The sequence below is a fragment of the Celeribacter sp. ULVN23_4 genome (genome assembly GCF_054788345.1).
Map to the genome: position 1 here is coordinate 180,752 of NZ_JBTVYO010000008.1, position 26,414 is coordinate 207,165.

A 26,414-nucleotide genomic window follows, 5' to 3' on the forward strand; every position below is an offset into this window, starting at 1 on the left:
TCCAAGACCACTTCATTACCTCCCAGACGGCGCAGAAATGCAGTCTTTTATGCCTTTCACAGTCCAAAGCACGCCGGTCCCCTCCTGCGACTTACCACATGGTCATCCTCATCAGGCTTGTGAGAAAGACGTCCCTGTTTGCCGGGGCACGGGAGTAAAGTCACGCACATTGGCATCCAAAGAACTCGGCTCGGCGGTTACGAACAGGATCACACCTCCTTCAGAAAACCGTGTTTCCCTACGTTTAAAGGCGTCCTCCCCCTGTCAACGAAACTTAGAGCATCATCGGTCGTTCTCCCGTTCCAGCCCGTCTTCGAGAAGCGGCTTAAAGCGTTTCTACTTAAACCTGAATCAGGGTTTGAGCAGAAACGCGGTGCAACGTCCAAGCGGAGCGGGCGTTTCGACTTTATGTGATAGATCAAGTTAAAGTCGAAACGCTTTAGCGCAACATCGACAGTTCCAGACAGGGTGCGCTTGAATAGCTGGCGATGCAGAGGTCTTCCCCCTCCTCCTCCGTGATGAAGCTGGGAAGCGTCACGCGACCGGCCGTCTCAGACTGTTCCCGGATTTGGCGCAGGACTTCGACTTGCGTCACCCCCGGTTCCGACCCCCGGAAGGTGAACGGATAGCCGAGAATGTCGGTGTCCACGCCGGTGCCGAAGGCAAAGCCCTGCCCGCCGTTGAGATCAACGCCGCCCAAACGACGGTTGAGGATGAGCACCGAGCCGCCGGAGCCGTCGAGATCATCTGCCGGATCGATGGTCACAAGGTCGATCTCATCGCGGATCTGGAAGGTCATCGCACCGTCATTGATCGCCAGAGCCTGGGCATCCGCCTCCGTCGAAAGCTCAACGAAATTCAGGTTCGCCAAGAAATCGAAGCTGCGCTGACGGAACCAAACATCGCCGCCGATGATCACATCCTGACCGATGAAGCTCGGGCCAGCATGGGTCACTTGTCCCGTGCCGATCCGGCCTTTCACAAGGATCAACTCTCCATCGGTGCTGTCGCGGCCCGCAAGGCGCGGGCGCACATCGGCAAAGTAGTCCTCAACAAACAGCGGCTCGCCGTCACCGATGGACTGAACATCCACGATCTCAGCCATATCCCCTTCGTCATCATCGATGGTCAAAAGCATCGCATCGGACACACGATTATCATTGAGGAAAGCGTCGATATTGTCCGCGTGCAGGCCAATCGTGCCTTTGCCGCTGAGCAAACCTGCATAGAGGTGGCTATCGTCCCCAACCGCCGTGAGATCCATGAGTTCCGGCGAGCGCGCTTCACGCTGACCATAATACTCCGGGTTCACCAGTTGCAGGGCGCTCTCATCGGCCAGATCAACCAGAGCCCCACCGATCATCGTCACCTGCAAAGTATCCCGAGCACTCAGCCAGACCTCACCGGATGCCCCAAGGACACCGAGTTCCATCTCACCGACCGGAGCTGCAAGTTCCAGATCGCCTTGATCTGATAGCGCAAAACCGATGCGAAGATCCCCCGCGGTTTCGGTATAACGGACATCGCCCTCCCCGAAGAGATGCAACGTCACGCCGCCAGAGGTTTCCCCGTAGAACATATCGCCCGAGACGCCCGCAATCGGTCCGCCAAAGGCAAAGAGCCGAACATCGCCACCGCTCAGGACGGCCCCGTCGGAGAACATGCCGCCCAAGGCCGACACAACAATCTCGTCGCCGGACAGGGAGGTCAAAGCACCGATTTCCGTGTCGCCACCGGCAAAGATATCGATCACACCATTGTCGCTTGAGACGGAGCGCAGGGTGATCCCGTCCGCCTCGGCGATATGGATCGCGCCTTCCGTCACCTCGGCATCAAGGATCGCAACCTGAGTGGCGAGACCGTCAGGGCCGACCGGGGTCACCGTGCCAAGGCGCAGCGTGGTCACCGCTCCGGCGCTGTTCGCGATCAGTTGCGTTGCGGTCTGCCCCTCGGCGATGGACAGGGAGCCATCGACCGTCAGGCGCAGCGCATCGCTCGTCGCGTTGAGCGTGGACAGCTGTGCAATCTGCATATCCCCGCCCACATCGGCGAACAGAGTGCCCGTCCCGGCGGCAATACGGCTGCCAGCTTTTTGGATCAGATCGTCGGAGGTCTCGATGGAGATCGTGCCCCCTTCTGAGGTGATATCCGCTTCGGCCAATAGGCTGATTGCATCGATGCTGATGGCACCGCCTTGAGACGCGATATCGGCTTCGGTCCAAATGCTGGTCCCGTCGATGGTGATGGAACCGCCCTGAGTGGTGATCCCATCGCCCGCCAGAAGGTGCAGCGGCGCATCCGTCGCGATCAGATCGACAAGACCCGTGCCGCCAGTGGTGATTTTCTCGATATCCGTCGCACGATCACGCAGCAGGACCACAACATCGCCGTTTTCGGTCTGCGCCAGGAAGCTGCCCGTGGTGATATCGATGCGCGACACGTCGCCAATCCCGGACCCGGCAACCGTTCCGGTCGCCGTGAGCGCCACGCGCTCCGCCACGATCCGACCGTCCTGAATTTCAGAACCGGTCAGGATCGCTTCGCCCAGAGTCTCGATTTGCCCGATGGAAATCGCGCCCCCCGCGATCACATTCGTGTCGGCATCCTCATGAGACTGAACAACGCTATCGATACGGATCGCATCCAACTCGTCGATGAACAGCGGCGTCGGGTCAGAACCCGTCGTGATCAGGCTGATGTTGGTCAGCGCCGTCACCAGACGTTTCTCGGAGGTTCCGTTGTTTCCGCCACTCGTCAGGATGAGAGTGCCACCCGAGACATCCGTTCCGGCCGATGCGGAAAGATCGAAGCCCTGCGGCGCGATCAGATCAAGCGTGCTGGTCAGGCCGAAGGAAATCGTATCGGAGCCAGCAAGATCGAACGTGGACGTCGCCTCGATCCGGCCTCCGCCCGCGATATTGGCCGCTTCGAGGGTCAAATCGCTCGCCACGGTCACAAATGCATCGCCAGAGGTCGTCGTGAGATCGAGCATCCCGTCCTCGCCCGTGATGTCGAGGACAAGCGGCGCGGCGTCACTTCCGATCGCGCTGCCCTCGAGCGTCAGATCCGCCGCGCGCACCCGTACCGCCCCCGTCGCCACAGCGTCGGTGATGGTTCCGGTGGAGGTGATGACCGCCGTTCCACCCGCATAGGCTTCACCCAGCGGAAGGTTGGTCACACCATGGATGAAGAGATCCTGACCCGCCCGGACAATCAGGTTACCCCCGGACAAGACATCGAAGGTCAAGGGATTGTCCGCCTCACCGATGGAGGCATCATTGCCGCTCTCGACGATGATTGCAGAACCGGTCACCGCAGCCGAGCCGTCACGATTGTCGGTCACGGCCCCGTCAATTTTGAGACGCACATCGCCCGTCGTGCTGATGTTGGCGATGGCCGCGGGGGTTTCTGCGGCAAGATAGATTTCCTCACCAGAAGAAGTGACGCGCAGGCTTCCGTTGGCTTGACCCTCCGCGTTCACACTGGTGAAGGCGAAGTTGACATCCTCGGCCCGTGCCACCGTGACAGTATTGGTGACATTGTCGATGGTGACATCGGCACGTTCCGCCGTGGCAAGCACTTCGAGATCGTCGGCTATGGTCCAATCGGGATCGTTGTCAGGATTGCCGAGCACATAGTCCGGCATCAATTCGCCAACCCCATCGCGTGCGATCAAGGTGATGTCCCCGGCAGCGATGACGTTGGGATCTTCAACCCGGACATTGGTGTCCCCCGTACCGCGGATCAGACCGGCGCGCACCCATTGATTGAGTTCTTCCTCGGTCCAACCAGCGTTGTCGGTCAGGTCGCTGATCTCCTGAACCGTCAGTTCATAGGTATAGCTCGCATCATATGCGGCCTCTGCGTTCCAGCTGTCGTAGAGCGCCACACGATCCGCCACATAGGCATCGAGCTGATCCTGCGTCCAGCCGCTGTCGAGCAAAGCCTGCGCCACGTCCGCGTCAATCGTATAGCTTTGCGTCGCGCCGCCATCGGCATTGCGGGCCTGCCAATAGGTCTCATAGAGACGCTTGCGCTCGGTCGCCTGCGCTTCGATTTGCGCATCCTTACGGTCTTGAAGCGCCGCATCGCCATAAAGGCCCAGATCGTCTGCCCAAAGCTCGGTCAGCTCGTTGAGGGTACGCATGTCGCGCTGCTCGACATCGTTGCGATCAAGGATGGCGCCATCGAGGGCGGTCAAGGAAACAGACCCCGCCTGGCTCTCAACCGTGTGCAGGTTCAGATCACCTTCCGTCTCTTCGATAAAGACATCTTCGTTCGCCAACACAACAAGAGATGCGCCATCTTCAAGAATGCGCAGCGCTTGCGCCTCCGTGCCGACCCCGCCGTCATAGGCCAGAAGGTCAATCGACGTGCCTGTGACGAGAGAGCCGGAGTCCTGAGCGTAAATGCCGCCCTCGGCCGACAGGGTCACCTCGCCGTTCACACCGTTGCCAGTGCTGACGCTGCGGTCCGTCGTGGTGATCTGATCCACGATCATATCACCGGTAAGTTCGCGAATGTCGATGGAATCGCGCGCCACGGCATTCAGGACCCCGCCGTCTTCCTGATCCACACGGAAGGAGGAAGACAGCCCACCAATCCGGCCACCCAGCGCTGAGACGCTCAGGTCACGAAGGCTCAAGAGCACCGAAGGATCGGAGGTCAGAACCGAGCCGTTGCTGGAGGTGATCGTCGTATCGCCCACAGCATTGATCACAGGGCCGGTAAAGGTGATGTCGCCGCCATTGAGAATGGTCAGTCCACCGGTGTCATCGCCCTCGAAGGTGATCTTGACCCCGTAATCCGCTTTCAAACGATGCGTGTAAACTTGGGTCGCTGTCTGCGTCTCGGTCCATGTTTTCACAACATCACCGATCCCAAAGGTCCGTTTGTCATCCGTATTCACGGCACTTTTAACGACACTGTTCGTCACGCGATCGCCACTGAAGTAATACGCGTAATCATCACCACTCAAAGAGCTGCCCAGATAGGTCCCTGTGAGACCCGGCGCGACCTCCTCCGAGAGTTGTGTTGCGGAAGACTCCGTAACCTTGGAGCCTTTGGAATCACCCGTCTTGACCCAGAAGTAGTTCGTGGTTTCACGATAAGACACGACCTGCGTGACCGTCTCGGCCCGTTTGATAACGAGATCGCGGTCTGCCGTGGTTTCATATGTCCCGCTACGCCCCGTGGCGCTGCTCACGAGATTGGACGCCACTTCGCGATAGGCGAGCGGGTTGCCGTCCTCATCCGTGTAAAGCACTTCCTCGACCGCCGTCGCCGTATCGTTGTCCATCACGGTGAACTGGTCGCCCAAACGGGAGAATTCCGTGATCAGGTAGCGTTCATCATCCCCGGAGCCGACCGTGCGGCTTGTGTCAGTGATCCGGACAATGCCTTCAATGCCAGCACCATCGTTATATTCGCCCAGATCGACCCGACCGAGTTCAATCGCATAGTCAGACAGACTGTCGACCGTGATCGTGCCGAACCCGTCGAGCGATTTGATCTCACCGCCACCGGTGGAGAAGATATCGCCCCGCAGATCGACGTAACCGCCCTGCACCACCATCGGGTCGATGACGATTTTACCGGAGACAACATTCCCCGCATCGTCCGTCACCGGCACGAATGTCAGACGCACGTCGCTTTCGATATTGTCATAGCGGACCACCAGATCGTTCACCGGTTCCGACGGATCGTACAGCAAGACGGTTTCCGTCAGGCCCGCGTCCAGAAGCTTGTCGAGTTCGGCATCAAGTTCTGCACCAATATCGACCGTGTATTCACCGGTCCCGGCCTGGATCAGACCGTTGATGTTAAGCTTGTCTGCTGTGATGTAGACATTGCGTCCCGCTTGGATTTGCCCCCGGCGCGGCGCGATTTCAAAGGCTTCGATAAGACCGATAGGGACCGAAATACTTGCCGTCAAAGCGAGCATCACCATCTCCCCATCCGAGCCGTCAATCTCGAAACCTGCCAGAATGAGTTTGCGGAACAGATCTTCAACATCCGAGAAATAATCGTCGTAGATGGCGCCCGGACTGCCGTCGATCTCGGTAAAGCCGATGGAATAGCCCTGCACAAAGTCACGATCAGCGCTCAAATCGATGGTCTTGGCGTAGATATCCCCCCGCACATCAAGATCACCGCCCAGTGCTGTTCCGTCCGTCGTGGGCGTGTTCGCCCGGAAACGCGCCGTGCCTTCCGCGTTGGAGATGTTGCCGTTCACGATCACCGAGCCGCCCCCATAGGTCACCGCTTCGATCAGCGGCTGGCCATCGTCAGTGCCCGAGATCATTTCAAAATCCGCGCTTTCGCCCGCAGGTTGGTTCGAAGCGAGCGCCTCGATCCCTGCAGGTGTCGTCACCGGAGCATCGTTGAAGGTAATGCGGCCACCGACATTGTCGGGGATCGTCATATCCGCCGTTTTGAGGAAGGTGTTTTCGCCGTAAACGCGCACGATGATCTGCGTGTTCCCCGGCGCTTCGAGCGTGCCGGTGTCGTCACCGATCACATAATCCGCCCGCAGGATGATATCGCCTGCCGCCGCGACAATATCGTCAAGGACAACGAAATCGACCGTCGAGCCAAGCGAACCGCCAGAGGACGCCATACGGGCTTGCAACAAGGAAATCTCGGCCTCCCAGGCAGCAACGGCCTCGACATCATCCCCGAGGGCCGGATCGTCGATCCAGCTCTGGAGCAGGGCGATACGTGCATCATATTCGTTGCCGATCGTACCGCTTTCGATACTGTAATCGATCCCCTCGGCCATATCGTTTGTATAGCTGTAGGTGATGCCATCTTCATCGGTCCAACCACCGCTTTCATTGGCGAGATTTCCCTCGGAATCGAGGATCAGTATCTGTTGGTTGCGCGAACCGGCGCGCACATAGCCGTTGACGATGATCCCGTCATCCGACATGTCCGTCGAAGTGCCGGATTCAATATCGAGGCTGACAGGTTTTCCGCCAAAGACTTGGCTGATTGCGGAACCAATTGACGCCAGAACTTCACGGTAGAGATCCTTGCCGCGACCATAGCCAAGCACATCGCGCCCGCCTGCCTCCGCGAGAAGGTAGACATCAGTCACGGCTTTGACCGAGCTTCCGGTGCCGCTTTCGACAATCGACGTGGTGTTCGCAATGGCATCTGCGGCCGGGTCGGTCGGGATCGGAACGGCGGTCTTGTTGAAGACACGGGTTTCCGCGTTCACCGTCACGGATTGCGCCTCACGCTTACTGTAGCCCGCTTGAGCGCGCACATCCGTCAGGGATTCCACATCGGCGCCATCGCCAAAGATCACACGATTGTCGGAATTATAGAGCGCATAGGAATTCCCCGTCGCCGCACCGGCCAGACCATAGGAGGTCGCATCCACTTCAGACTTAAGATTGGCATCACCGCCAGCGTAGAAAGTCGCCGTGTCCTGCGTAAGGATCTCCACAGCACCGATACTCACATGCGCATCATTTGTGTTCACCTTCACCGTGCTGTTGCCAATCGGGATCGCAATTGCTCCGCCCGCATCGAGCTTGATACGATCTACAATCGCCATGTTGGTATAGGCGCCAATGTAGAAGGTCTGACCAGCGTCACGTTCACCGGTCTGGGTCAGCGACCGGATCACGGAGCCGTCGGAGGCCACCGAATGGGCGGCATCACGAAGATCGTCATCGATATAGACATTGGTCGTCGCATCCACATTCACGAGGCTCACCATCGCAGGCACATCCAGCGCACCGCCGGACCCGGACTGAATGTTGAACTCGTCTTCCGGACGGCTCACCGTGTTGGTCGCTTCAATGTTGAAATTGCGCGCGGCGAGCGTGGTGTAACCACCGATCCGTGTCGTGACATCAGTGTCCACATCCGTCTGGCTGTTCGCCCCGGAGGCCCCGACAATGGAGGCGCTCAGAGTGTCCACCGTGCTGCCGAGGGTTGCGCTTTGGCCTGCGGAGATGTTCAGATCCGTCGCCGTGATCGTCACATGGGCCGTGTCGCCGACCACCGTACTCGTGTCCGTGTTCACCGTCACCATGGTCTCGGCCCCGGAGCCGGACACCACACCGCCGGACCCGGCGTCTGCGGTCGCATAGGCTTTCGGCGCGTTGCCCGTGCTCAGATTGAACGTCCCAACCTCGATGACCGCATCGTTGAGAGAGGTTGCGACCCGCGCCAAACGCTCTTCTTCGCTTAGGGACGAGGAAGTGTTCTGCCCGCTGCGGGCAATGGTCACACCGATGGCAACGGCACCGCCGGAACGCCCTGTGGTCTCGGCCCGCGTTGTCACCGCTTCGGCATCCGTCGCAATCGTCAGGGTGCCGCTGCCGGTCGAATATGTCCCGGAATAGGCCGCAGAAACATCGTAATTCGCATAGGCTTCCGCAACCGCGCCATTGCCCGCCAAAAGCCCACCAGAGGTGGAAGCGGCAATTGCTTTCGCATGGTCATACGTGTCGCGATAGATACGAGTGTTCAGCGTGATGGATGTCGCATCCATCGCCGCGTCCACATCTGTGGTGAGCGCCACACGCATATTGGTCCGGGCAACGGCCGCGCCGATGGCAACCGCACCAAGCGCAAGCCCCCGCGCCTCGGACATCCCGGAAGCGGCGCTTTCATTGCTCATCGTGATGGAATTGGCATCAATGTTGAGGTTCCGGGCCGTAATCTCGCCGGTACCGTCCACATCAGCCGTGATGATGACGGAGTTCAGACCAGCGCCGATACCGCCGGAGCTCCCTTCGCCGGAGGCATCCACATGCGATGTGTCATCCGCCGCAATCGTCACGGTGTTTGCCTTGAAAGTCACCAGATCGCCGCTGTCTTCAGAGCCAAGGAGAATGCGCGATGCGCCTTCGTTCATGGCATGGGACACGGCAACACCGACCCCGCCACCCGCACCGACGGAGACGTTGAAGCTGTCGGTTTTCACCGTTCCCGACCGCGTGGCGGAGAGAGACAGGTCATAGGCCGCACTGCGCAAGTAGCCCTTGATGCTCGTGTCGTTTTCCATCGCGATGGTGGATTGCGACGACAGTTTGGCGACAGCCACACCAGCCCCGGCGCTCACGCCCGTCGAAGCCGCGACGGTCACAGCCTCCGTGTCGATCAGGTCGCGCCCGGAAATGGCGCCGCTGTTCGCAGTGAGAGACACCGTCCCATCCGCCAGAATGCGGCTGCCACCACCGACATAGACCGTCGCGCCCGTCGCGACATTGGTCACTGCCGTGCCGGACATCGCGCCTGCAGTGCCGCTGATCGACGCCCCGCCTGCGATTTGCTTCACAGCGGTCAGGGTTTCCGCCGTCAGATCAACAAACCCGCGCGATTTGAGCGTCACGTCGCGGCCAATATCCACACTCACGACATCTTCACCCGGCGCGCCAGTCAAATTGATCGCCTGACGTTCAGAGGTGATCGTGTTCTGCGTCTCGCTCGCCCCCGCATAGGCAATCAGGCTGCTCGCAGCGCTCTTATCGTCCTCGGCATCGCCGCTCTCTCCGGATTGATCCGCATCGAGTTCCTTTTGCGCCTCGGCCAAAAGCGTCCCGCGCTTGTCTTCGTCATCTTCGGCGCTCCCGCCCAGTTCGATGATCGACAGAGCCGCCGCCACAGAGAGGACGCCCGCCCCGGTCGAAAACACACTGGCTTCCACATCACGTTCCGAGAACGCTTCGATGGTCAGGCCATAGGCTGCCGATTGCGGCGTGGACAAAGGTGTCGTGCCTGCATAGGCCTCCAGAACAGCGCCATTTCCGATCTGAACTTTCGTCGTGCCTTGGAAATTGACGTAATCGAGAGAGGCCCCGACCCCGAGACCACCAGCCCCGGCAGAGCCTGTGAGGGATTTGATCGTCGCGACCTCCTTGGCCCGGAGCGTCAGGTCACGCGAGGCTTTCAGGCTCTGCCCCGCACCAATCTCGACGGCGGTTTCCGCATCGACCAGAGAGATGGACGCCGCAAGCGCAATCCCTGTTCCACCGCCTGCGCCGGAAACCGCATTGCCGTCCGTCGTCAGTTCCGACAAGGCCTCCGCCGTCAGCGAGCCGCCTGCAGTGAGACTGCCCGTGCGATTGCTCGTTCCGCCGCCAATCGTGACTTTGGACTTACTGTCGAACAAGGTGACCTGAACGCCGCCGGAGCCGCCAATGGCACCGCCACCGATAGAGCCGGTCAAGGCCCAGCTTTCGCTTTCCACTTTGCTGTTGAGATTGATGTCACCGCCTGCGGTCACATCGGCGCCGTCCAGCGTCACAAGCGCCTCGGAGCCGATCCGGTTCACCCCGGCATTGGCCGACACGCCGACAAACCCGCCCGCAAGCCCCATGGTCACGGTATCAAGTTCGGTCACAGCCGTGGCCGACATGTTGACGTCATTCGCCGCTTCGACAATGGCATCTCCGACAGAGACCTCCGCCAGATTGGTCGCAAGCGTATTACCGGAGCCGACACCGACACCGGCGCTTCCGCCAACCGCGATGTTCGCGGTGACCGCAATCGCAGAATTCTGCGTTTTCGCGGTGAATTCCGTGTCCTGATCGCTGGAAGCGGTCTTGCTGCCGATGCGATGAGACAAGTCATCAGTATAGAAATTGTCCGAGTTGATCTGGACCAGAGTGCCGCCTGCGGCATCCCCGATTTCAACGCGCGCCGTGTCGTCCAAAAGGTTCATCGCAAAGAGTGCGGCAACCCCGGCTGCACCACCGGCCGCCCCGTTCGCGGCAACCATGGAGATATCGCTGTTGCCCAAGGCACTGATCGCGACACCGTATTTTTCCACGCCGTCGACCGTTGCGCCCGTCTCGCCAAGACCGATGAGCACCGAGTTGCCCGACACCGCGCTCCGCACGTCATTGGCGAGCGTATTGACCGTGACAGACGCCCCGACCCCCGCAGCGCCACCGCCGGCGAAATTCACTGAAATACCCGGCTCGCCCGCATTTTCCTCAACGGCGTCCGTTTCGTCCGTACCGCCTAAAAGGGTGATCGTATTCGTCCCGATAGCTTCAATCGCAACCGTACCGCGCGTTGCGATATAGCTGCCGCCCACAAGGGGCTCGCCATCGCCAGTGCTGTTGACCTCATCGTTTTCATTGATGAAGAGACCCGTCGCACGGGTCTGACGTACAAGCGCCTCGACCGTGTTCTCAGCGGAGTTGGCGACAGCCGTACCTGTCACGCCCACACCTCCGGCGCCAGAGCCGGAGACCGCATTCCCGGACATTGTCGCATCCGCCCGCGCCAGAAGGCCGACCGTCCCATAGGCGTAAATATCGGAGCCATCGATGTCGGCCCGCACCGTTTGACGGGTGACATTGGTGACAATTCCGAGACCGACAGCAGCGGTGCCCGCGCCTGCCGCCGTGCCCGCATTTCCGATCAGGGTCAGCGTCGCCGTTGCCGCGATCTCGACGGAGTTGCCGGACAGTTCCGCATCTCTCAGCGTGGCGAAAACCTCGCCATCGGCCACATTGATTGCAAAAGAGCCTGCAAAAGCCCCGCTGCCGCCACCGCCGACGGAGGCAGAGAGCGCTTCGAGCTGCAGGGTCTGGTCCGCCGTGATCGAAATATCGCCGCCATTCAAAAGCGGATCAGCGGCATCTGCACCGGAAGCGACCGATGCGACATTCACATCCTCGACCAGTGCTTCTGCATCATCGGACATGACGTTCACAGTAATCGCACCGCCCGCGCCTGCGGTGCCGCCAATGGCAACGGAGCCGGAAAGGGATTTGATCGTTCCGCCCTGTGTCACGCCAACGGACACGTCACCCGCATCGCTGATCAGATTGGCCATGCTGCCCGCCGTATCCGAAATGATCCGCGCATCGGCCTGACGGTTCATCACGTTAACGGTGATCGAGCCTGCCGCGCCGACACTGCTTCCGCCTGCGCCTGCGACACCGGCGGTTTCCACCGTCCCGGTTTGGGTCACGCCGATCGTTACATCTCCACCGACCGTTGTGTCTTCCCCGGCGGGCAGGACGAGTTCCGCTTCCGCCTTGCCGAACATCAGATTGACCGCGATCCCAGCGCCGACACCGGCACCACCAAGTCCGATCCCCGCAGCCCCGGCCAGAGACCGGGTTTCCGTGGTTTCCGTAGTCGTCACAGTCACACTGTCCGGCAGCACCGGATCGGTCCCCGTCAGCTGCAGCCGCGCACGAACCACGTCATCCGTCGTCAGGTTCAAAGCCATATCATCGGAGGACAATGAGGTATTGGTGTTCCCGCCCAAAGAAGTTGCGAGATCAGTGATCGCCTGATCGCGTTCCGCCGCAACTGTATCCTGCGCATCCTGCAACACGTCTTCGTTCGGATCGTCGCCAGCGATTGGCTCAACACTCGGCCCGTCATCTGCGACGCGCCCGATCTGGGTATAGACCACCGAACCTGCGCCGCCCGAGCTGCCGCCGAGCGCACCCGACACCGCCAGCGCATCGATATTGGCCGTATTGCGGGCGGTGACATGAAGTTCGCTCGCGGTCACGCTCTCCCCCGTCGTGAGATCAGCGGTCACACCGCCATGGATGCTCGCCACGGTCAAAGCGATCCCGGCCGCATTTTCGCCCCCCACGGCGGCAGCGCCGGAGAGAATATCAATAGACCCCGTGCGTCCGGCATCGATCAGGGCGATGCCGTCGCCCGCATCCAGCGTTGCATTGGTCAGCGTCGCCTTGGTTGTATTGCCGATATCGCCAATCGCGATGGACCCGGAGAAGGCGTTCGCCGCCCCGCCCGCAAGCCCCACAGCCATGGATTCGATGGTGGAACCGTTCACCGCTTGGAGCGTCACTCCATCGCCGCTGAAACTGCCTGCGTCACTGGTGACAGAGGTATCATGGGCAATGAAGTTCGCAGACACGGCACCACCGACGGCATTGCCGGACACAGACAGCGCAGCCCCACCAGCAAGGCTTTGCACCGTCGCCGTATCATCCGCGATGAGCGAGAGCGCCCCATCGGCATCAAGCACGGCACGATCCGCGATCACGCTCGTGTCTGCCGTCGTCACGTTCACGGTCACGGCACCGCCGATGGCGGTCTCCGTCGATCCGGCAAGACCTGCGGCCATCGACAGGATCGCCCCATCCGCCAGCGCCTTGGCGAAAATCGCACCGCTGTCGCGCGTCGAGAGGGTCGCGTCCGTCAGATCAACCGAGGTGGTGTTGCCCAGCAAAAGGTTGACCGTGGCCGCAACCCCGGCTGCGCCCCGACCGGAGATTCCGAGCCCGCCGCCAAGCGACGAGATGCTCCGCGTGTTCGTCGCCGTGGCGTCGATGCTTTCCGCATCGGTCACAGTGCTGCGCGCAAGCGAAGTGTTGATTTTGGCCGTGATCTCGTTGACCGAAAGACCCACACCCGCTGCCGAACCCTCGGTCGCTGCGCCACCGGCCACGGCGATAGAGGTGATCGTCGAGGTGCTGTCAGAGGTGACAGCCACAGCGCCAAGTTGCACAAGCGCATCGCGTTCGCCGAGGTTCACGTCTTCCAAACGGCTTTCCGTGGTCGCGGTGATCACGTTGACTGTCAGCGCCGCGCCAACCGCCGTGGACCGCCCGCCAGCCAGTGCGCCACCAAGCGAGAAGATCGTATTGGTTTCCGTCGCATCGACCGTGGCGCTGTCCGCCTTGATCTCAATCTTAAGATCTTCGCTCCCTTGGACCAGCGCTTGCGCGCCGCCGGTGATGGTGTTGACCGAAATGGACCCCGCCAGACCGGTTTTGCCAACGCCGACCGTGGTCGCGAAGGCATAGATCGACTGCGTGCTGTCTGCGGTGACGGAAAGCGCGCCGGTTTCGATGACACTGGCCCCGGACAGACGGGAGGTTGCCGAACGGCTCACGGTGTTGACCGCGATACCGACCCCGACGCCATAGCCCTGTGTGGCATCCATGTTGATCCCGACCGCGCCCCCGACGCTCACCGTGGTCGAACTGTCATCGGCGTCGAGCGTCAGGCTGTCGGATGTGATCGTCGCATCGCTGATTTCCGCTTCGGTCTCACCATCAATCACGGCCACGGCCACTGACCCGGCCAAAGCCAGATCGCCGCGCGACGTCCCTGCCCCACCGACAGCGATGTTCGCCACGGTCGCACCATCGTCCGCCGTGACGACAACACTGTCACCGGCGACAATCTCAGCGCCGAGGATACGGCTTTTCAGCTCACGGGTGTCCACATAGACCGCGAAAGCGCCAGCAAGCGCGTTGGTATCCTGTGTCGAGCCCATCCCGGCGGACACCGCGCCACCGACATTCACGGTGGTCGCCGTGTTGCGCGCCGTCAGATCAAGACCGCCCGTGAGATCAATTTTGTTCAGGGTCAGAATTTCAGCGCGGGTCGAGTTTCCGAGCGACAGGCTCACCACCGCAGCGCCAGACACGGCCCAGCCGGATTGCTGTTGCGTGCCCTGCTGATCTGCCGGAGTGGTGACGTTCTGTTGTGCGTTGACCGCATCCTCTTCGTCATCCGCGAACAGCCAGGACGGGATGATCATGTCGTCATCTTCGGTGTTCTGCGGCGCGTCCTGCCCGGTCTCCGGCTCAGGCTTGCCCACAACTTTGGTGCCCGCAACGCCAACGGTGACGTCCACGGCACTGTTTTCCGCCAAAATGCTAAGCGAATTGGCCGTGATTACGGTGCCGGTCGCAGCGGCGAGGTCATCCACGCTTTCCACGCCGTCTTTCGTGCCGATGCCCGCCCAAATGTCCCGCGTCGTCAGGTTGAACACACCCGAAGCCCCGACGCCGACATTTTCCGAGCCAGAGACAGCCCCGGCGGTCAGCCAGTTGAAGGAGGTATCCTTTGCCGTAAGGCTCACGGTGTCTGCGGTGATCGACGCCGCTTCGCCGATCCGGGCAACCGTGGTGGCATTCGCGATATGCGCGTCGATGGTCGCGTTCACGGCGACGTCGCTGCCCTGACCGCCGGAATAGGCAAGGCTGGCGATGATGTTATTGGTGGTCGCATCGACATCCAGCGCGCCGCCAATATCAAAAGTTGCGCCACTTTCGATTTCGGCCCGCACATCGGACACGGTCCGGGATACGAAAATCCCAGCGCCAATGGCGTCATTGACCTTCGCATCGCCGCTCAGCGGGTTTTTCTTGGGCAAGTTCACCACATGCAGGAACAACGCCTCCTGCAAAGCCGTGATGTTGGCATCCGTGTCGAGATTGACCGTCGCGCCATCGCGCACCACGGCTTTCGTCGTGTTCTCCGTGCTGAAATAGGTCACGGTCAGACCGATCGCGAGGCCCTGTTCTTCTCCAGGGACGACCACACGATCATCTGCCACGGAGGCCTCGCCCTTGGCCTTAGAATCCGTGGTCAGATAGGTCAGCGGGTTCGCCAATTCGATGAACCCGGCGAGATCAGGCACTGGGGGCAGTTCCGGTTCCGGCGCCTCGGCCTGCCCGGTTTCACCGATGGGTTGATAGCTCGTCACCGCGTCAGCATAGGTGTCCCATTGTTCAATGAACTGCTCCAGCGGGCTTGTGTTCGGAAAGCGCGTCACGGCGCTCAGGTCCAGAGACCCCGCATTGATCGTCGCATTCGAGCCAATCTCGGCCTGCGTCTCTCCCAACATGGAGGACACGGACACGTTCATCATCAGCGCATCCGAATAGCGCCCTAGAAGCTCGTCTTCCGTGATGTCCGGATCATGGGTCGCGTTGTAGCGTTCCAGCATTTTTTGGACAGCATAGGTCAGTTTGCCGAAGGCCGCCGAGGTCGAGCGGCTCAGCCCCGTCCCACCCTCGCTGCCACGGCTGGCATAGCGATAGGCCGCATTCACAGCGACGTTGTAACCCATTGCCGTCACAGTGGTGGTGCCCAGAGCGATCGGATCGGCGCTCAGATCGTCGAAATCGTGATAGCTGCCGCCAATGGTCGCAAAGGTATTGTCATCGGAAAGCTGCACATCCACCGCAACACCAAGCCCGAAATGCGGCGCACGGTTCGGGTCCGGCGTGCTGACGCCCCCCTGAATCGTGGTCGCAAGTCCGGTGAGACTCGTCGTGCTCGCGCGCCGCGTTGCGACGACTTTTGCTGCGTTCGCAACCCCCATCGTTGCTGTCGTCACATGGTTCGAGCCGAAGAACAGGGTTTCGGCATCGACGGCGACATCGCCATTCGTTTCAATCGTTCCGCCCAGCGCAGCTTCGGTCAAAGAGGTCGAGACATCAACATTGACCGCAATGGCCAAGCGTCCTTCCGTGCCAGAGTTTGCGACCAAGGTTTGGGAAATGTTGCGGCCTGTGAAAGCGCCCATATCGAGCGATCCCGCACTTGTGATCGAGCCACCGTCCACGACAATCTGGTTGGTCAGATCGCGCACGGACACCGCCACAGCCGCCGCACCATTGGCGATTTTCTTCGCAGCGATGTTGATCGTCATGTTCTCCATCGCCGTGGAGGCCATGCGGATGTTCCCCGCTTCGGTCAGAAGGGTCGAACCTGTGATACCGACCCGAGACGAGGTGTTCGTCACCGCCACCGCAAGCCCCGCACCATAGGCCAGCGGCGAAATATTCGTCACGGTCTCCGCGTGGGAATGAATGAGAAGACTGTCGGTCGTGTCGTCCCAGACGCTCGGCAGGTAGAGCTTCATCTGGTAGGCGTTGTCATCGCCCAGCAAGACGTCGAAATAGGAATTCGCCGTCATGAACCGATAGGTGTCCTCGCGCAGCCCGTTGACCGACAGCCAACCGTTTTCCGCGTATTCCAGATCTTGGTTTTGCTCCGAGGAATTACGCCCCGCCCAGTTGCCGTTGGCGGTGATCTCGCTATCGGTGATCGTCACTTTCGCGTCAGCCGTGAGCACTTGCACCTGAAGCGGGATCAATCCGTTGAGCGTCGAGACACCCCCTTCGAGCGCCAAAAGCGCCGTGTCGGCAATGGTGCTGACCAGTTCATCGAATTGCGCGTCGTCATAGGCGTTTTCCATCGCCTCGATCTGGGTCGCTTCGACGGCTTCATCTTCGCTGCTGTAAACATTGGACGCGCTCGCCACCGCGCTCACGATGATACTGCCCGCCTCCAAAGACGCTTCCGTGATGGTGATTTCGGCAGATTCCGACTCCGGATTGATCGCCCAGACGATCCCCGTGTTGGTGTTGCGCGCGATCAGGGCAAGCAGCCCCCCGAGATCATCGCCAGCGGCAGAGGCGGTGAGGCTTGCACCGGATTCGACCGTGATCGTGGGCGCGGTCAGGATGAGATCGCCCGCCGCAACATCCGCCGTATCCGGATTGGTGGAGACGCTATTGCCCGCAGATACGGTGATGGTTTCGGCGCCGCTTACGCCGAGCGATCCGCCCTGCGTCGCGATGTCTCCGCCCGTGGTGACGTTTTCACCGATCAGATAGGATTCACCAGCATCACCGCTATCGGAACTCGTATCGAACGTCCCCTGCGCATCGGTGATGTCGCCAACAGCCCGCAGCGCGAAGAAACCGCCCGAGCCGGAGGTCGAAGACGCCTGAATTTCGAATGCGGGTTCCATTGTGGCGGAGCCCTTGGTGTAGAGCATGACACTGCCCGCGTCGCCAGCGCCGTTGCTCACGTCGAAGGTTGCCCCGACGGTCATATCACCATCAGAGACGGCCTCGATCAAACCGCCATGTGGGTTTACGCCCGCAAGATCACCTTTGGCGGAAATCGTTCCGCCCAGATCCATCTCCCCTGCAGAATAGAGCCGGATCACCCCGTTGCTGTCGATATTCACGCCGCCCGCCGTCGGCACGCCATCGATATTGACCGCAGGATCGATCTTGCCGGTCGACAAATCCGTATCGACCTCAAGACGCCCGTCCACGATCATCCGCGCACCGGCACGAAGATCGAGGCGCTGCGCGTAGAGGCTGCCCTGAATGTCGATCACACCGGTCGCGCTTAGCGGTTCGGTGCCAAGGAACAGTTGGCTGGTCGGTGTCTCAAGGGATAGCACCGTGTCCCCGTTGGCCTCCGAGGTGAGATCGGAGACAAAATCCGCGGTCGGCGTCGTCATGGTGATCTGACCCGCGCTGATCGAGCCGGTGGCGGAGACGACGAACCCATCGGAGTTGACGAAATAGAGATTGCCCTGATTGGCCGCCCCCACGCCCGGCACACCCAGATATCCGGTCACCATGCCATCGATTTGCGACGAGCCCCCGGTGATGATGTTCACAAGCTTCTGTGCCTCCAGAGGCTGGTACAGATTGACTTGATCGCCCACCCCGACATTGAACTCGCTGAACTGGTTAAACGCCGTATCGCCCTTCACATTCGAGGTGGTGACATCCACCGTCCCCGTCGGACTGCTCACAGAGGTTCCCGTGTTGCCCACGGCAACCACATCCGCATAGGCGGGCAAGACCTGCATGGCAGCGACAGAAACCGTACCAAGCCATCCGCCAAGGCGGTGGATCAGGGAACGGTCTCGCTTGGCCTCCGTCAACAACGAGGCTGTCACGGGCTTGCGGGGCTGTGCATGGGTCTTGGACATGGCGTCCTCTTTCTTTGCGCAGTCTCGATGGCCCAGCAGGGTCATCAGAAAATCGTTACACGTATCGGAACCGGCCGAAGGATCACCCCGACCGGTCAAAAGGCTTAGCTGTTGCTTTCACGCAGCTTCTGGATCGCATCCGCGAATTCGGAAATATCGACAGACAGGATCACCGGTTCGCCATCCGCCACCGGACGGAACCCGAATAGCATCGTGTCCTCTTCGGCGAAGAGCGCCAGTTCTTCCTCCGTCAATGGAGCCGCCGCTTCGCAGACGTCGTCCGCGCAGCGCTGCCAGATCATTTCGCGCTGTTCGATCTCTTCATTGCCTGCAAACCGGTACACAGCCCCGCCGGGCAAGTAGACGCCCATTGGCACCTGAGCCAGCAGGATTGCACCATCAGACACCGGAACGCCAATGAACCGCGCAACGAACGCACCGCTGTCACGCAGGCTTTGCTCTTGCACGAGACGGCATGAGGTACGTTTGGCGGTCAGGGCCTGACAATTCACGATCCAGTCCCCGAAGGCGGTGTTGTTGATGACATCCGTCGTTTGCTCGGTCGTATCGGTCGCTGTCTCGGCCTCCTGTGCCAATGCGGCGAACGGGGCGAGAGCCAGGGTGGCGGTGAGTGCGAGGCGGGTTAGCGTCTTCATCTTAAGGTTTCTCCGTTGGGTAATGGTTGCGATCCTGGGGGATCAAATCGTCTCAAAAACTGTAGTCCACGCCGATGTAGAAGGTGGGTTTGCCCTGATCGTAAAAGCCCAGCGTTTCCTGCAGCGGCACGCCGATCATGGCGAGAATGTCTATGTTTTCACGGTATCTTGCGGTGACCCCGACCCCGGCCGAGGCGAGAAGGTCTTGCTCGCTATCGAGCCCACCGTCTTCGCGATAAGGCACCACAACGGCCCCATCGACAAAGCCGAAGAAGGTGAAGGACCAGTTTGGCAATCCTTCGGGCCGATAAGGGCGCAAGTTCGAAATCTGGAGATTCAGAATGGCACCGCTGTCCCCGCCGCGAATGTCATTGGGATAGCCACGCACGGACCCAATGCCACCAGCGGTGAACAACCGCGCCACAGGCAAGTTGACACCCGCCGCATATTGGTAGCGCAGGTTGCCGTTGAACATGAGCTTTTTGCCGACCGGGCGGGCGTATGTGCCATCGCCGTATAGCAGCCAGAACGCGCCCTCCGTCTCTGACGTTCCGAGCGCATCGGCCTGCCCTGCGCGCAGGCCGACACTGAAACCAAGCGTCGAGCGGGCAAAACGTCGGTTGTAGCGGCCTGAAGCGAACAGGTCATAAATCTCGATATCGGCAAATTCCACGCCTTCAATGGTTGAGGACGTGGTTTCATAGGTCAGGCCAGCTTCGAACATGACATGGCTGTCCGGCCTGACCCAAGCCGGGCGGCGGTAACTCAGCGAGCCGGATATACTTTCCGAGATAATCTGAACCGTTTCGAAGTCACCGCCAATGATTGAAGAGTTCGAATAGCTCAACGCGCCGACGATCCGTCCGCCGCCAGCGCCGACAGGGCGCGAATATCCAAGGGAACCGGAGGCCGCGCCTTCGGAGGCCTGAAGCTGGAAAGACAGGATATCGCGCACCCCCGTGACGGAACTCCAGCGCCCGAACACCGTGGCCCGCGCGGTGCCGGTTTCTTCGCGCCCGAAATTGTCGCCCGACAAAGTAAAAGCGAAACGCTTCGGCTCTTTCGCCGTGACTTTGGCGAGCGTCCCTCCGGGGGTCGCACCGCTCGAAAAGCTCAACATCGGGGCAACGTCATGCATGATGTCGTAGATCAACAGATCCTTTTCGATCTGTTCGAAATCCGGTTTCTCGCCAACCTGCAAGGACAGGGTCCGGTCGAGAAAGGCTGGCGACGTGTGATCCATTCCCTCGTACACCACCTCTTCGACTTCAGCTTCGACCAGTGAAACCTTGAGGATGCCGTCATGGATTTCCTGAGGTGGCAACACAGCCCGCGCCGTCGGCACGCCGGACATGAGATAGAGCTTGTTCAGCTCCGCGATCATGGCCTGAAGATCTTCGAAGGTGATCGCACGTTTGACGTATTTCGAAGTCACGCTCTCGACCGCCTGATCGGTCAGATAATCGCTGTCACTGACGGAAATGCCCTCGAGCCGAAACGACTGTGCCGCCGCAGGGACGGCCACAGCGCAGAAAAGCATCAACAAAGCGCAGAGACGCAGGCCGTATCGGATCATTCCTCTGCCTCCATAGCTGCGGAAAATGCAGCAGAAATTCCCATCAAAGACACATCGAACCGGATCGGCGGGACGGTCGGATTGGGTCGGTACAAAAGTTCAGCCGAACGCGCCTGCTTCCAAGCAGTCAGCTCCTGCTCCGTGAGCGCCAAACGCGCATCGCAGGCCTTGGGCGTGCATCGGATATACTCCGCCTCGCGGCGCCACATGCCCGGAACCGACACGAAGAGACCCGATGCAAGATGGACTTGAGGTGGCACAAGGATTTGCACCGGGAGAGGATTGTGTTTCGTCCCCGGTTGAATACGCAGCGTCGACAGCCATGTGCGATCTTCAGCAAAACTGGTTGTTGAAAGAGTGCATACGCGCCCATCCTCCGGGCAGTTTACCTGCCAGTCGGAAAAGGACTTTTCCATGGCTGTCAACGCGCCTGATTGCACCCCGAGCATCGCAACAATTACCCCGCATCTCAAAAGAGATGTACCTAATACACGCAAGATACCCCCCGTATCTTTTTGCTCGCGATCCCACTCAGCCTTTCAAGCAGCTACAGCCACCCACGACACGTTTCTCAGGGGTATTGTCTGCATGGTCTAAAATTTCAGACAATCTTTATTTTTACTTTCAACAGGATTCACGGCATTTCAACATTTTTTACACTTTCTCTGGCGCCCGAGCGAAACAAAGCTGGCCAAAACATATGCGATTGCACCCAAAATTGTGCACAAATATGTGCTTTTTTAAAAATACATGTTGATTTACGTAAGGGAACGCGCATCCCTCATGGGGCATTGTGAACGGAGACACCCATTAAAGACGCGGCCCCTCATAACTCATCCGAGAATGTTCTCAGGCTCCAACCGCAAGGTATTGAGAAAACTATTTCTCATCACTTGGAAACCAAGGACTTGTCTCTGAAAATCACGGAAGATCCGGGCATGACTGGCGCAGGCATCGGCTGGCGCCAGACGGCTGCGACATTTCACCATGATACTCAGATGGAGATCGTGTCCCAAGACCCACGTGACATGGTCTACACGATGATCCATGTGGGCAATGAGGTTCTATGGGAGACCCATGACGGGCAATTTATGAAATCAACGGATGTTGGCCTGACGCGCGTGGTTCAGCGCGGTGCCCTGGCACATATAAAGCGCGGCAGCACCACGTCTTTTGGTCTGCATGCCTCCGTCGATGTGGTCGCGAAATGGTTCGGAGATCAAGTGCCCGATGGCTTGCGCCCCTTCCTAAGAGACGCCTTTCACCGCTCACTCCACTCCCCGATCCAGTTACCGACCCTTGTCATCGCCAATCTCAAGGCCGCACTGAATTGCGAAGGACCACTGCGACGCCTCTCCATCGAGACCGCAGGTCTTCAAATCTTCACTCACATGCTACAGCAAGTCGGGCAAGAAACCTGCTTGGAGAGTTCGGTTGACACATGGCACCGCAATTGTGCGTTTGAAGCCATGAACATCCTGCGTCAAAACCTTGAAAATCCGCCACAAACATCCGAGATAGCGATCATGGTCGGCCTTTCCACACACCGACTGGAACGCGCATTTTCCGAAGTCCATGGTATGACCATGCGGCAAGCCTTGGTGGAATTGCGATTTTCGGAAGCTTGCAAAGCCATTCTCGCGGGGGAACCCGTGAAATCTATCGCTTACCGTCTTGGATATTCCAACCCATCGAATTTCATCTACGCTTTCCGCCGCCGCTTTGGCCAACCACCGAAAGTCTGGCGCGAGGCTCAGGTAAGAACAAGAAAGCGTCTACGCCCTTAAAGAGACTCTCAAAAAAAACCTGCGGCACTAAACCTCTCAAAAAAACATTCAAACAACTGATATTAAATAAATATTACTCAAACCACAGATCAAAACGCCTGAACGCCGTCCCACGGCATCGCGTTTGAAACCCTCACTGTAATTGTTTGTCCCCATGGCGGCCTCCTTGCCTCAAAATTAGGGGGCAATGCGTCTACAAATCTAGAGGCACCTCAACCAAAGCCAGCTTATGCGTTGTCATAGATATCTCCTTCGCGCCCACAGATCGGCCAGAACCGACTTCATGCGGCGGTTCGCATGATACGCTTCGCGGCCCAAATCCTTACCCAACCCCGAGGCTTTCCAGCCCCCTGTCGGCAGAATGTAATCGCGAGAACGTCCGCAACCGTTGATCCAGACCATCCCCGCCTCGATCTGCGAGAAGCCCGGATCGCCCTGCCAAGATCGCGCGTGAACAACCCGGCACAGTGGCCATAGGTCGGATGTCTTCCTCTCAGCTGTCACTCTCGCCGCCACCCTACTGCTCTGGTTAAGAGGCTGTACCTAAAGCGTTTCGACTTTAACTTGATCTATCACATAAAGTCGAAACGCCCGCTCCGCTTGGACGTTGCACCGCGTTTCTGCTCAAACCCTGTTTCAGGTTTAAGTCGAAACGCTTTAGGCGCGAGCCCCATTCAGAACTTCACAACGAGCACAGCTTTCCCATTGACATACTCCAGCCGCCCCAAGATTATAGCCCCACGTCAGGGGAGTCCCGCCTAAGGGACTGAGAGGCTGATTGACGGCGGCAAACCCGCCCGAGGTGACGCGACCCTTAGAACCTGACCCAGTTGACACTGGCGTAGGAAGACCGAAGGGCATCTCCGCAATCTCGATCATGAGGGCGGTCCTTTCGGGCCGCATGGCCCTATTGCGTTTACACGCAAGGGCAGCGGTCCATGTCTGCTACCCGTTTCACTTGGGTCTCATCGTTTGAGGAGACCGAAATGAAAGATACCATCCCCACCATCACCACCGGCGCTTTGCCTGCATCGCAAAAAATCTACGTGCATGGCGATCTGCATGAGCTGCGCGTGCCGCTGCGTGAAATCGCGGTGACGGGCGAGGCGCCTCTTCGGGTCTATGACAGCTCCGGCCCCTACACCGACCCGGCGGCCCAGATCGACATTGCCCAAGGCCTGCCGGATGTGCGCGGCGGCTGGCAACATCAGCGCGGCGATGTCGAAGAATACGAAGGCCGCGCGGTCACCAAGGCCGACAATGGATTTGCCACCGGCGAACGCCTGACGCCCGCCTTCCCGCACCAACGCGCCCCCTTGCGTGCCGTGGGCGACCGCGCCGTGACCCAGCTGGCCTATGCCAAGGCCGGGATCATCACGCCGGAGATGGAATTCGTCGCGATCCGCGAAAACGAAGGCCGTCTGTCGGGCGCGAAAACCGACGGTGAGGGCTTCGGGGCCACCCTGCCCGATCTGGTCACGCCCGAATTCGTCCGTCAGGAAATCGCCGAAGGCCGGGCGATCATTCCCGCCAACATCAACCACCGCGAATTGGAGCCGATGATCATCGGGCGCAATTTCAAGGTTAAGATCAACGCCAATATCGGCAACTCCGCCGTTACCTCTTCGATGGAGGAAGAGGTGGAGAAAATGGTCTGGGCGATCCGTTGGGGCGGCGACACGGTGATGGACCTCTCAACAGGACGCAACATCCACAACATCCGCGACTGGATTATCCGCAACGCGCCGGTTCCGATCGGCACCGTGCCGCTCTATCAGGCGCTGGAAAAGGTCGGCGGCATTGCAGAGGACCTGACGTGGGAAGTCTTCCGCGACACGCTGATCGAACAGGCCGAGCAAGGCGTCGATTACTTCACCATTCACGCCGGTGTGCGGCTTCACATGATCCCGATGACCGCCAAACGCGTCACCGGCATCGTCTCGCGCGGCGGGTCGATCATGGCGAAATGGTGCCTGCACCATCACCGCGAGAGCTTTCTCTACGAGCATTTCGACGAGATTTGCGACATCTGCCGCCGTTATGACGTGTCGTTCTCCTTGGGCGACGGGCTGCGCCCCGGCTCGATTGCCGACGCCAATGACGAGGCGCAATTTGCCGAGCTGCGGACGCTGGGCGAGCTGACCAAAATCGCCTGGGCCAAGGATTGCCAAGTCATGATCGAAGGCCCCGGTCACGTGCCGATGCACAAGATCAAGGAGAACATGGACGAGCAGCTCAAGCATTGTCACGAGGCGCCCTTCTACACGCTCGGGCCGCTCACGACCGACATCGCGCCGGGCTATGATCACATCACCTCCGCCATCGGCGCGGCGATGATCGGCTGGTTCGGCACCGCGATGCTCTGCTATGTGACGCCGAAAGAACACCTTGGCCTGCCCGACCGCGACGATGTGAAAACTGGCGTCATCACCTACAAACTCGCCGCCCATGCCGCCGATCTCGCCAAAGGTCATCCCGGTGCGCAGCTGCGCGACGATGCGCTGTCGCGGGCGCGGTTCGAATTCCGCTGGGAGGATCAGTTCAACCTCGGCCTCGACCCGGACACGGCGCGCGAAATGCACGATGAAACCATGCCGAAAGAGGCGCATAAGGTGGCGCATTTCTGTTCCATGTGCGGGCCGAAATTCTGTTCGATGCGGATTTCTCACGACATCCGTGCCGAAGCGGCCAAACAGGAAGGCATGGCCTCCATGGCGGAAAAATTCCGCGAGGGCGGGGAACTCTACATTCCTGCTGCGGAACCGGCCGAATGATCTCGATCCTTGGATCAGGCGTGGCGGGGCTTTGCGCCGCCACCGCCCTCATGGACGCGGGGGTCGAGGTCGAGGTGATATGCCCCGACATCGCCCCCGCGCCCGCCTCCCGTTTGGCGGGCGGAATGCTGGCGCCGTTTTGCGAGGGAGAAAGCGCCCCTGACATCATCGTCACGCGGGGTCAGGCCGCCATCGCGTGGTGGGCCGCCCATGTGGATGTGACCCGACACGGCACGCTGGTCGTGGCGCCCCCCCGCGATGCCCGGGAACTCGACCGCTTCGCCCGTGCCACCCGCGCGCATCGCTGGGTCACGCCCAATGCGTTGGAACCCGATCTCGAGGATCGCTTTGCCCGCGGGCTCTATTTTGAGAACGAAGCCCATCTTGATCCAAACGCAGCGCTCACCGCGCTCAAGCACAGGCTTCTCGCGCAGGGCGTCGTGTTTCGCGACGGCGCACCACAGGGGCGGATCGTGGACTGTCGCGGCATGTCCGCCGCCGAGACCCTCCCCGATCTGCGCGGTGTACGGGGCGAGATGCTTGAGGTTTACACGCCCGAGGTCACGCTCTCGCGGCCCGTGCGCCTGCTGCATCCTCGGTTTCCCTGTTACATCGTACCGCGCGGCGAGGGGCGGTTCATGATCGGGGCGACCATGGTCGAATCCTCTCGCTCCGGCCCGATCACGGCGCGCGCGGCGATGGAATTGCTCTCGGCGGCCTATAGCCTTCACCCCGCCTTTGCCGAGGCCGAAATCATCATGACCGGCGCCGACCTGCGCCCGTCTTTTCCCGACAATATCCCGGCCCTGCGCCGCAAGGACACGGGATTTCACATCAACGGCATGTATCGCCACGGCTTTCTGATGGCCCCCGTTCTGGGCATGGAGCTGGCCGGGCTTTTGACACAGGAGAACGCCGATGCGCATTGAATTGAACGGACAGTCTGTCGAAACCTCAGTCCCCACGCTGGCCGCGCTGATCACGGAGCAAAACTATGAGGCGCGCTCTGTCGCCTCTGCCGTTGACGGGCAATTCGTGCCGCGCGACGCGCGCAAGGGGGTCAACCTGACGGCGGGCATGAAGATCGAGCTTCTCTCGCCGATGCAAGGGGGCTGA

The 26,414-nt window shown here is 60.1% G+C and carries 9 protein-coding genes; 4 read left to right on the top strand and 5 right to left on the bottom strand.

Going from position 1 to position 26,414, the window contains the following annotated elements; genetic code table 11:
• Positions 1 to 439 precede the first annotated feature (439 nt).
• From ACYBHZ_RS16470 to ACYBHZ_RS16485, 4 genes are all read right to left on the bottom strand, one after another.
• The gene (locus ACYBHZ_RS16470; RefSeq protein ID WP_460275384.1) at positions 440 to 18,505 is read right to left on the bottom strand and encodes a leukotoxin LktA family filamentous adhesin; all 18,066 of its coding nucleotides are present in this window, start codon (positions 18,503 to 18,505) and stop codon (positions 440 to 442) included.
• A 104-nt stretch (positions 18,506 to 18,609) separates the two neighbouring features.
• The gene (locus tag ACYBHZ_RS16475) at positions 18,610 to 19,161 is read right to left on the bottom strand and encodes an invasion associated locus B family protein (protein WP_460275385.1); all 552 of its coding nucleotides are present in this window, start codon (positions 19,159 to 19,161) and stop codon (positions 18,610 to 18,612) included.
• Between the two features lie 52 nt (positions 19,162 to 19,213).
• Positions 19,214 to 20,737 carry a ShlB/FhaC/HecB family hemolysin secretion/activation protein gene (locus ACYBHZ_RS16480; RefSeq protein ID WP_460275386.1) on the bottom strand — a complete coding sequence of 508 codons (1,524 nt, stop codon included), beginning with the start codon at positions 20,735 to 20,737 and terminating at the stop codon, positions 19,214 to 19,216.
• On the bottom strand, positions 20,734 to 21,153 hold the full coding sequence (locus ACYBHZ_RS16485; RefSeq protein ID WP_460275387.1) for an invasion associated locus B family protein: 420 nt from the start codon (positions 21,151 to 21,153) through the stop codon (positions 20,734 to 20,736). The genes ACYBHZ_RS16480 and ACYBHZ_RS16485 overlap by 4 nt, the downstream gene beginning before the upstream one ends.
• 492 nt (positions 21,154 to 21,645) lie before the next feature.
• Between ACYBHZ_RS16485 and ACYBHZ_RS16490 the strand changes: the two genes are divergently transcribed.
• Positions 21,646 to 22,524 (top strand): helix-turn-helix domain-containing protein, encoded by an 879-nt coding sequence (locus ACYBHZ_RS16490; protein ID WP_460275388.1) that lies wholly within the window; start codon positions 21,646 to 21,648, stop codon positions 22,522 to 22,524.
• A gap of 237 nt (positions 22,525 to 22,761) precedes the next feature.
• Here ACYBHZ_RS16490 and ACYBHZ_RS16495 read toward each other — a convergent pair whose 3' ends face one another.
• Positions 22,762 to 22,926, bottom strand: coding sequence for a hypothetical protein (locus ACYBHZ_RS16495; RefSeq protein ID WP_460275410.1), 165 nt, complete (start codon positions 22,924 to 22,926; stop codon positions 22,762 to 22,764).
• 584 nt (positions 22,927 to 23,510) lie between these two features.
• Between ACYBHZ_RS16495 and thiC the strand changes: the two genes are divergently transcribed.
• From thiC to thiS, 3 genes are read left to right on the top strand one after another with little or no spacing between them, the layout of a single operon-like run.
• The gene (gene thiC, locus ACYBHZ_RS16500; RefSeq protein WP_460275389.1) at positions 23,511 to 25,298 is read left to right on the top strand and encodes a phosphomethylpyrimidine synthase ThiC; all 1,788 of its coding nucleotides are present in this window, start codon (positions 23,511 to 23,513) and stop codon (positions 25,296 to 25,298) included.
• Positions 25,295 to 26,227 (top strand): FAD-dependent oxidoreductase, encoded by a 933-nt coding sequence (locus ACYBHZ_RS16505; protein ID WP_460275390.1) that lies wholly within the window; start codon positions 25,295 to 25,297, stop codon positions 26,225 to 26,227. The genes thiC and ACYBHZ_RS16505 overlap by 4 nt, the downstream gene beginning before the upstream one ends.
• Positions 26,217 to 26,414, top strand: a complete 198-nt coding sequence (gene thiS / locus ACYBHZ_RS16510; protein ID WP_460275391.1) for a sulfur carrier protein ThiS — start codon at positions 26,217 to 26,219, stop codon at positions 26,412 to 26,414. Before ACYBHZ_RS16505 ends, thiS begins: the two co-directional genes overlap by 11 nt.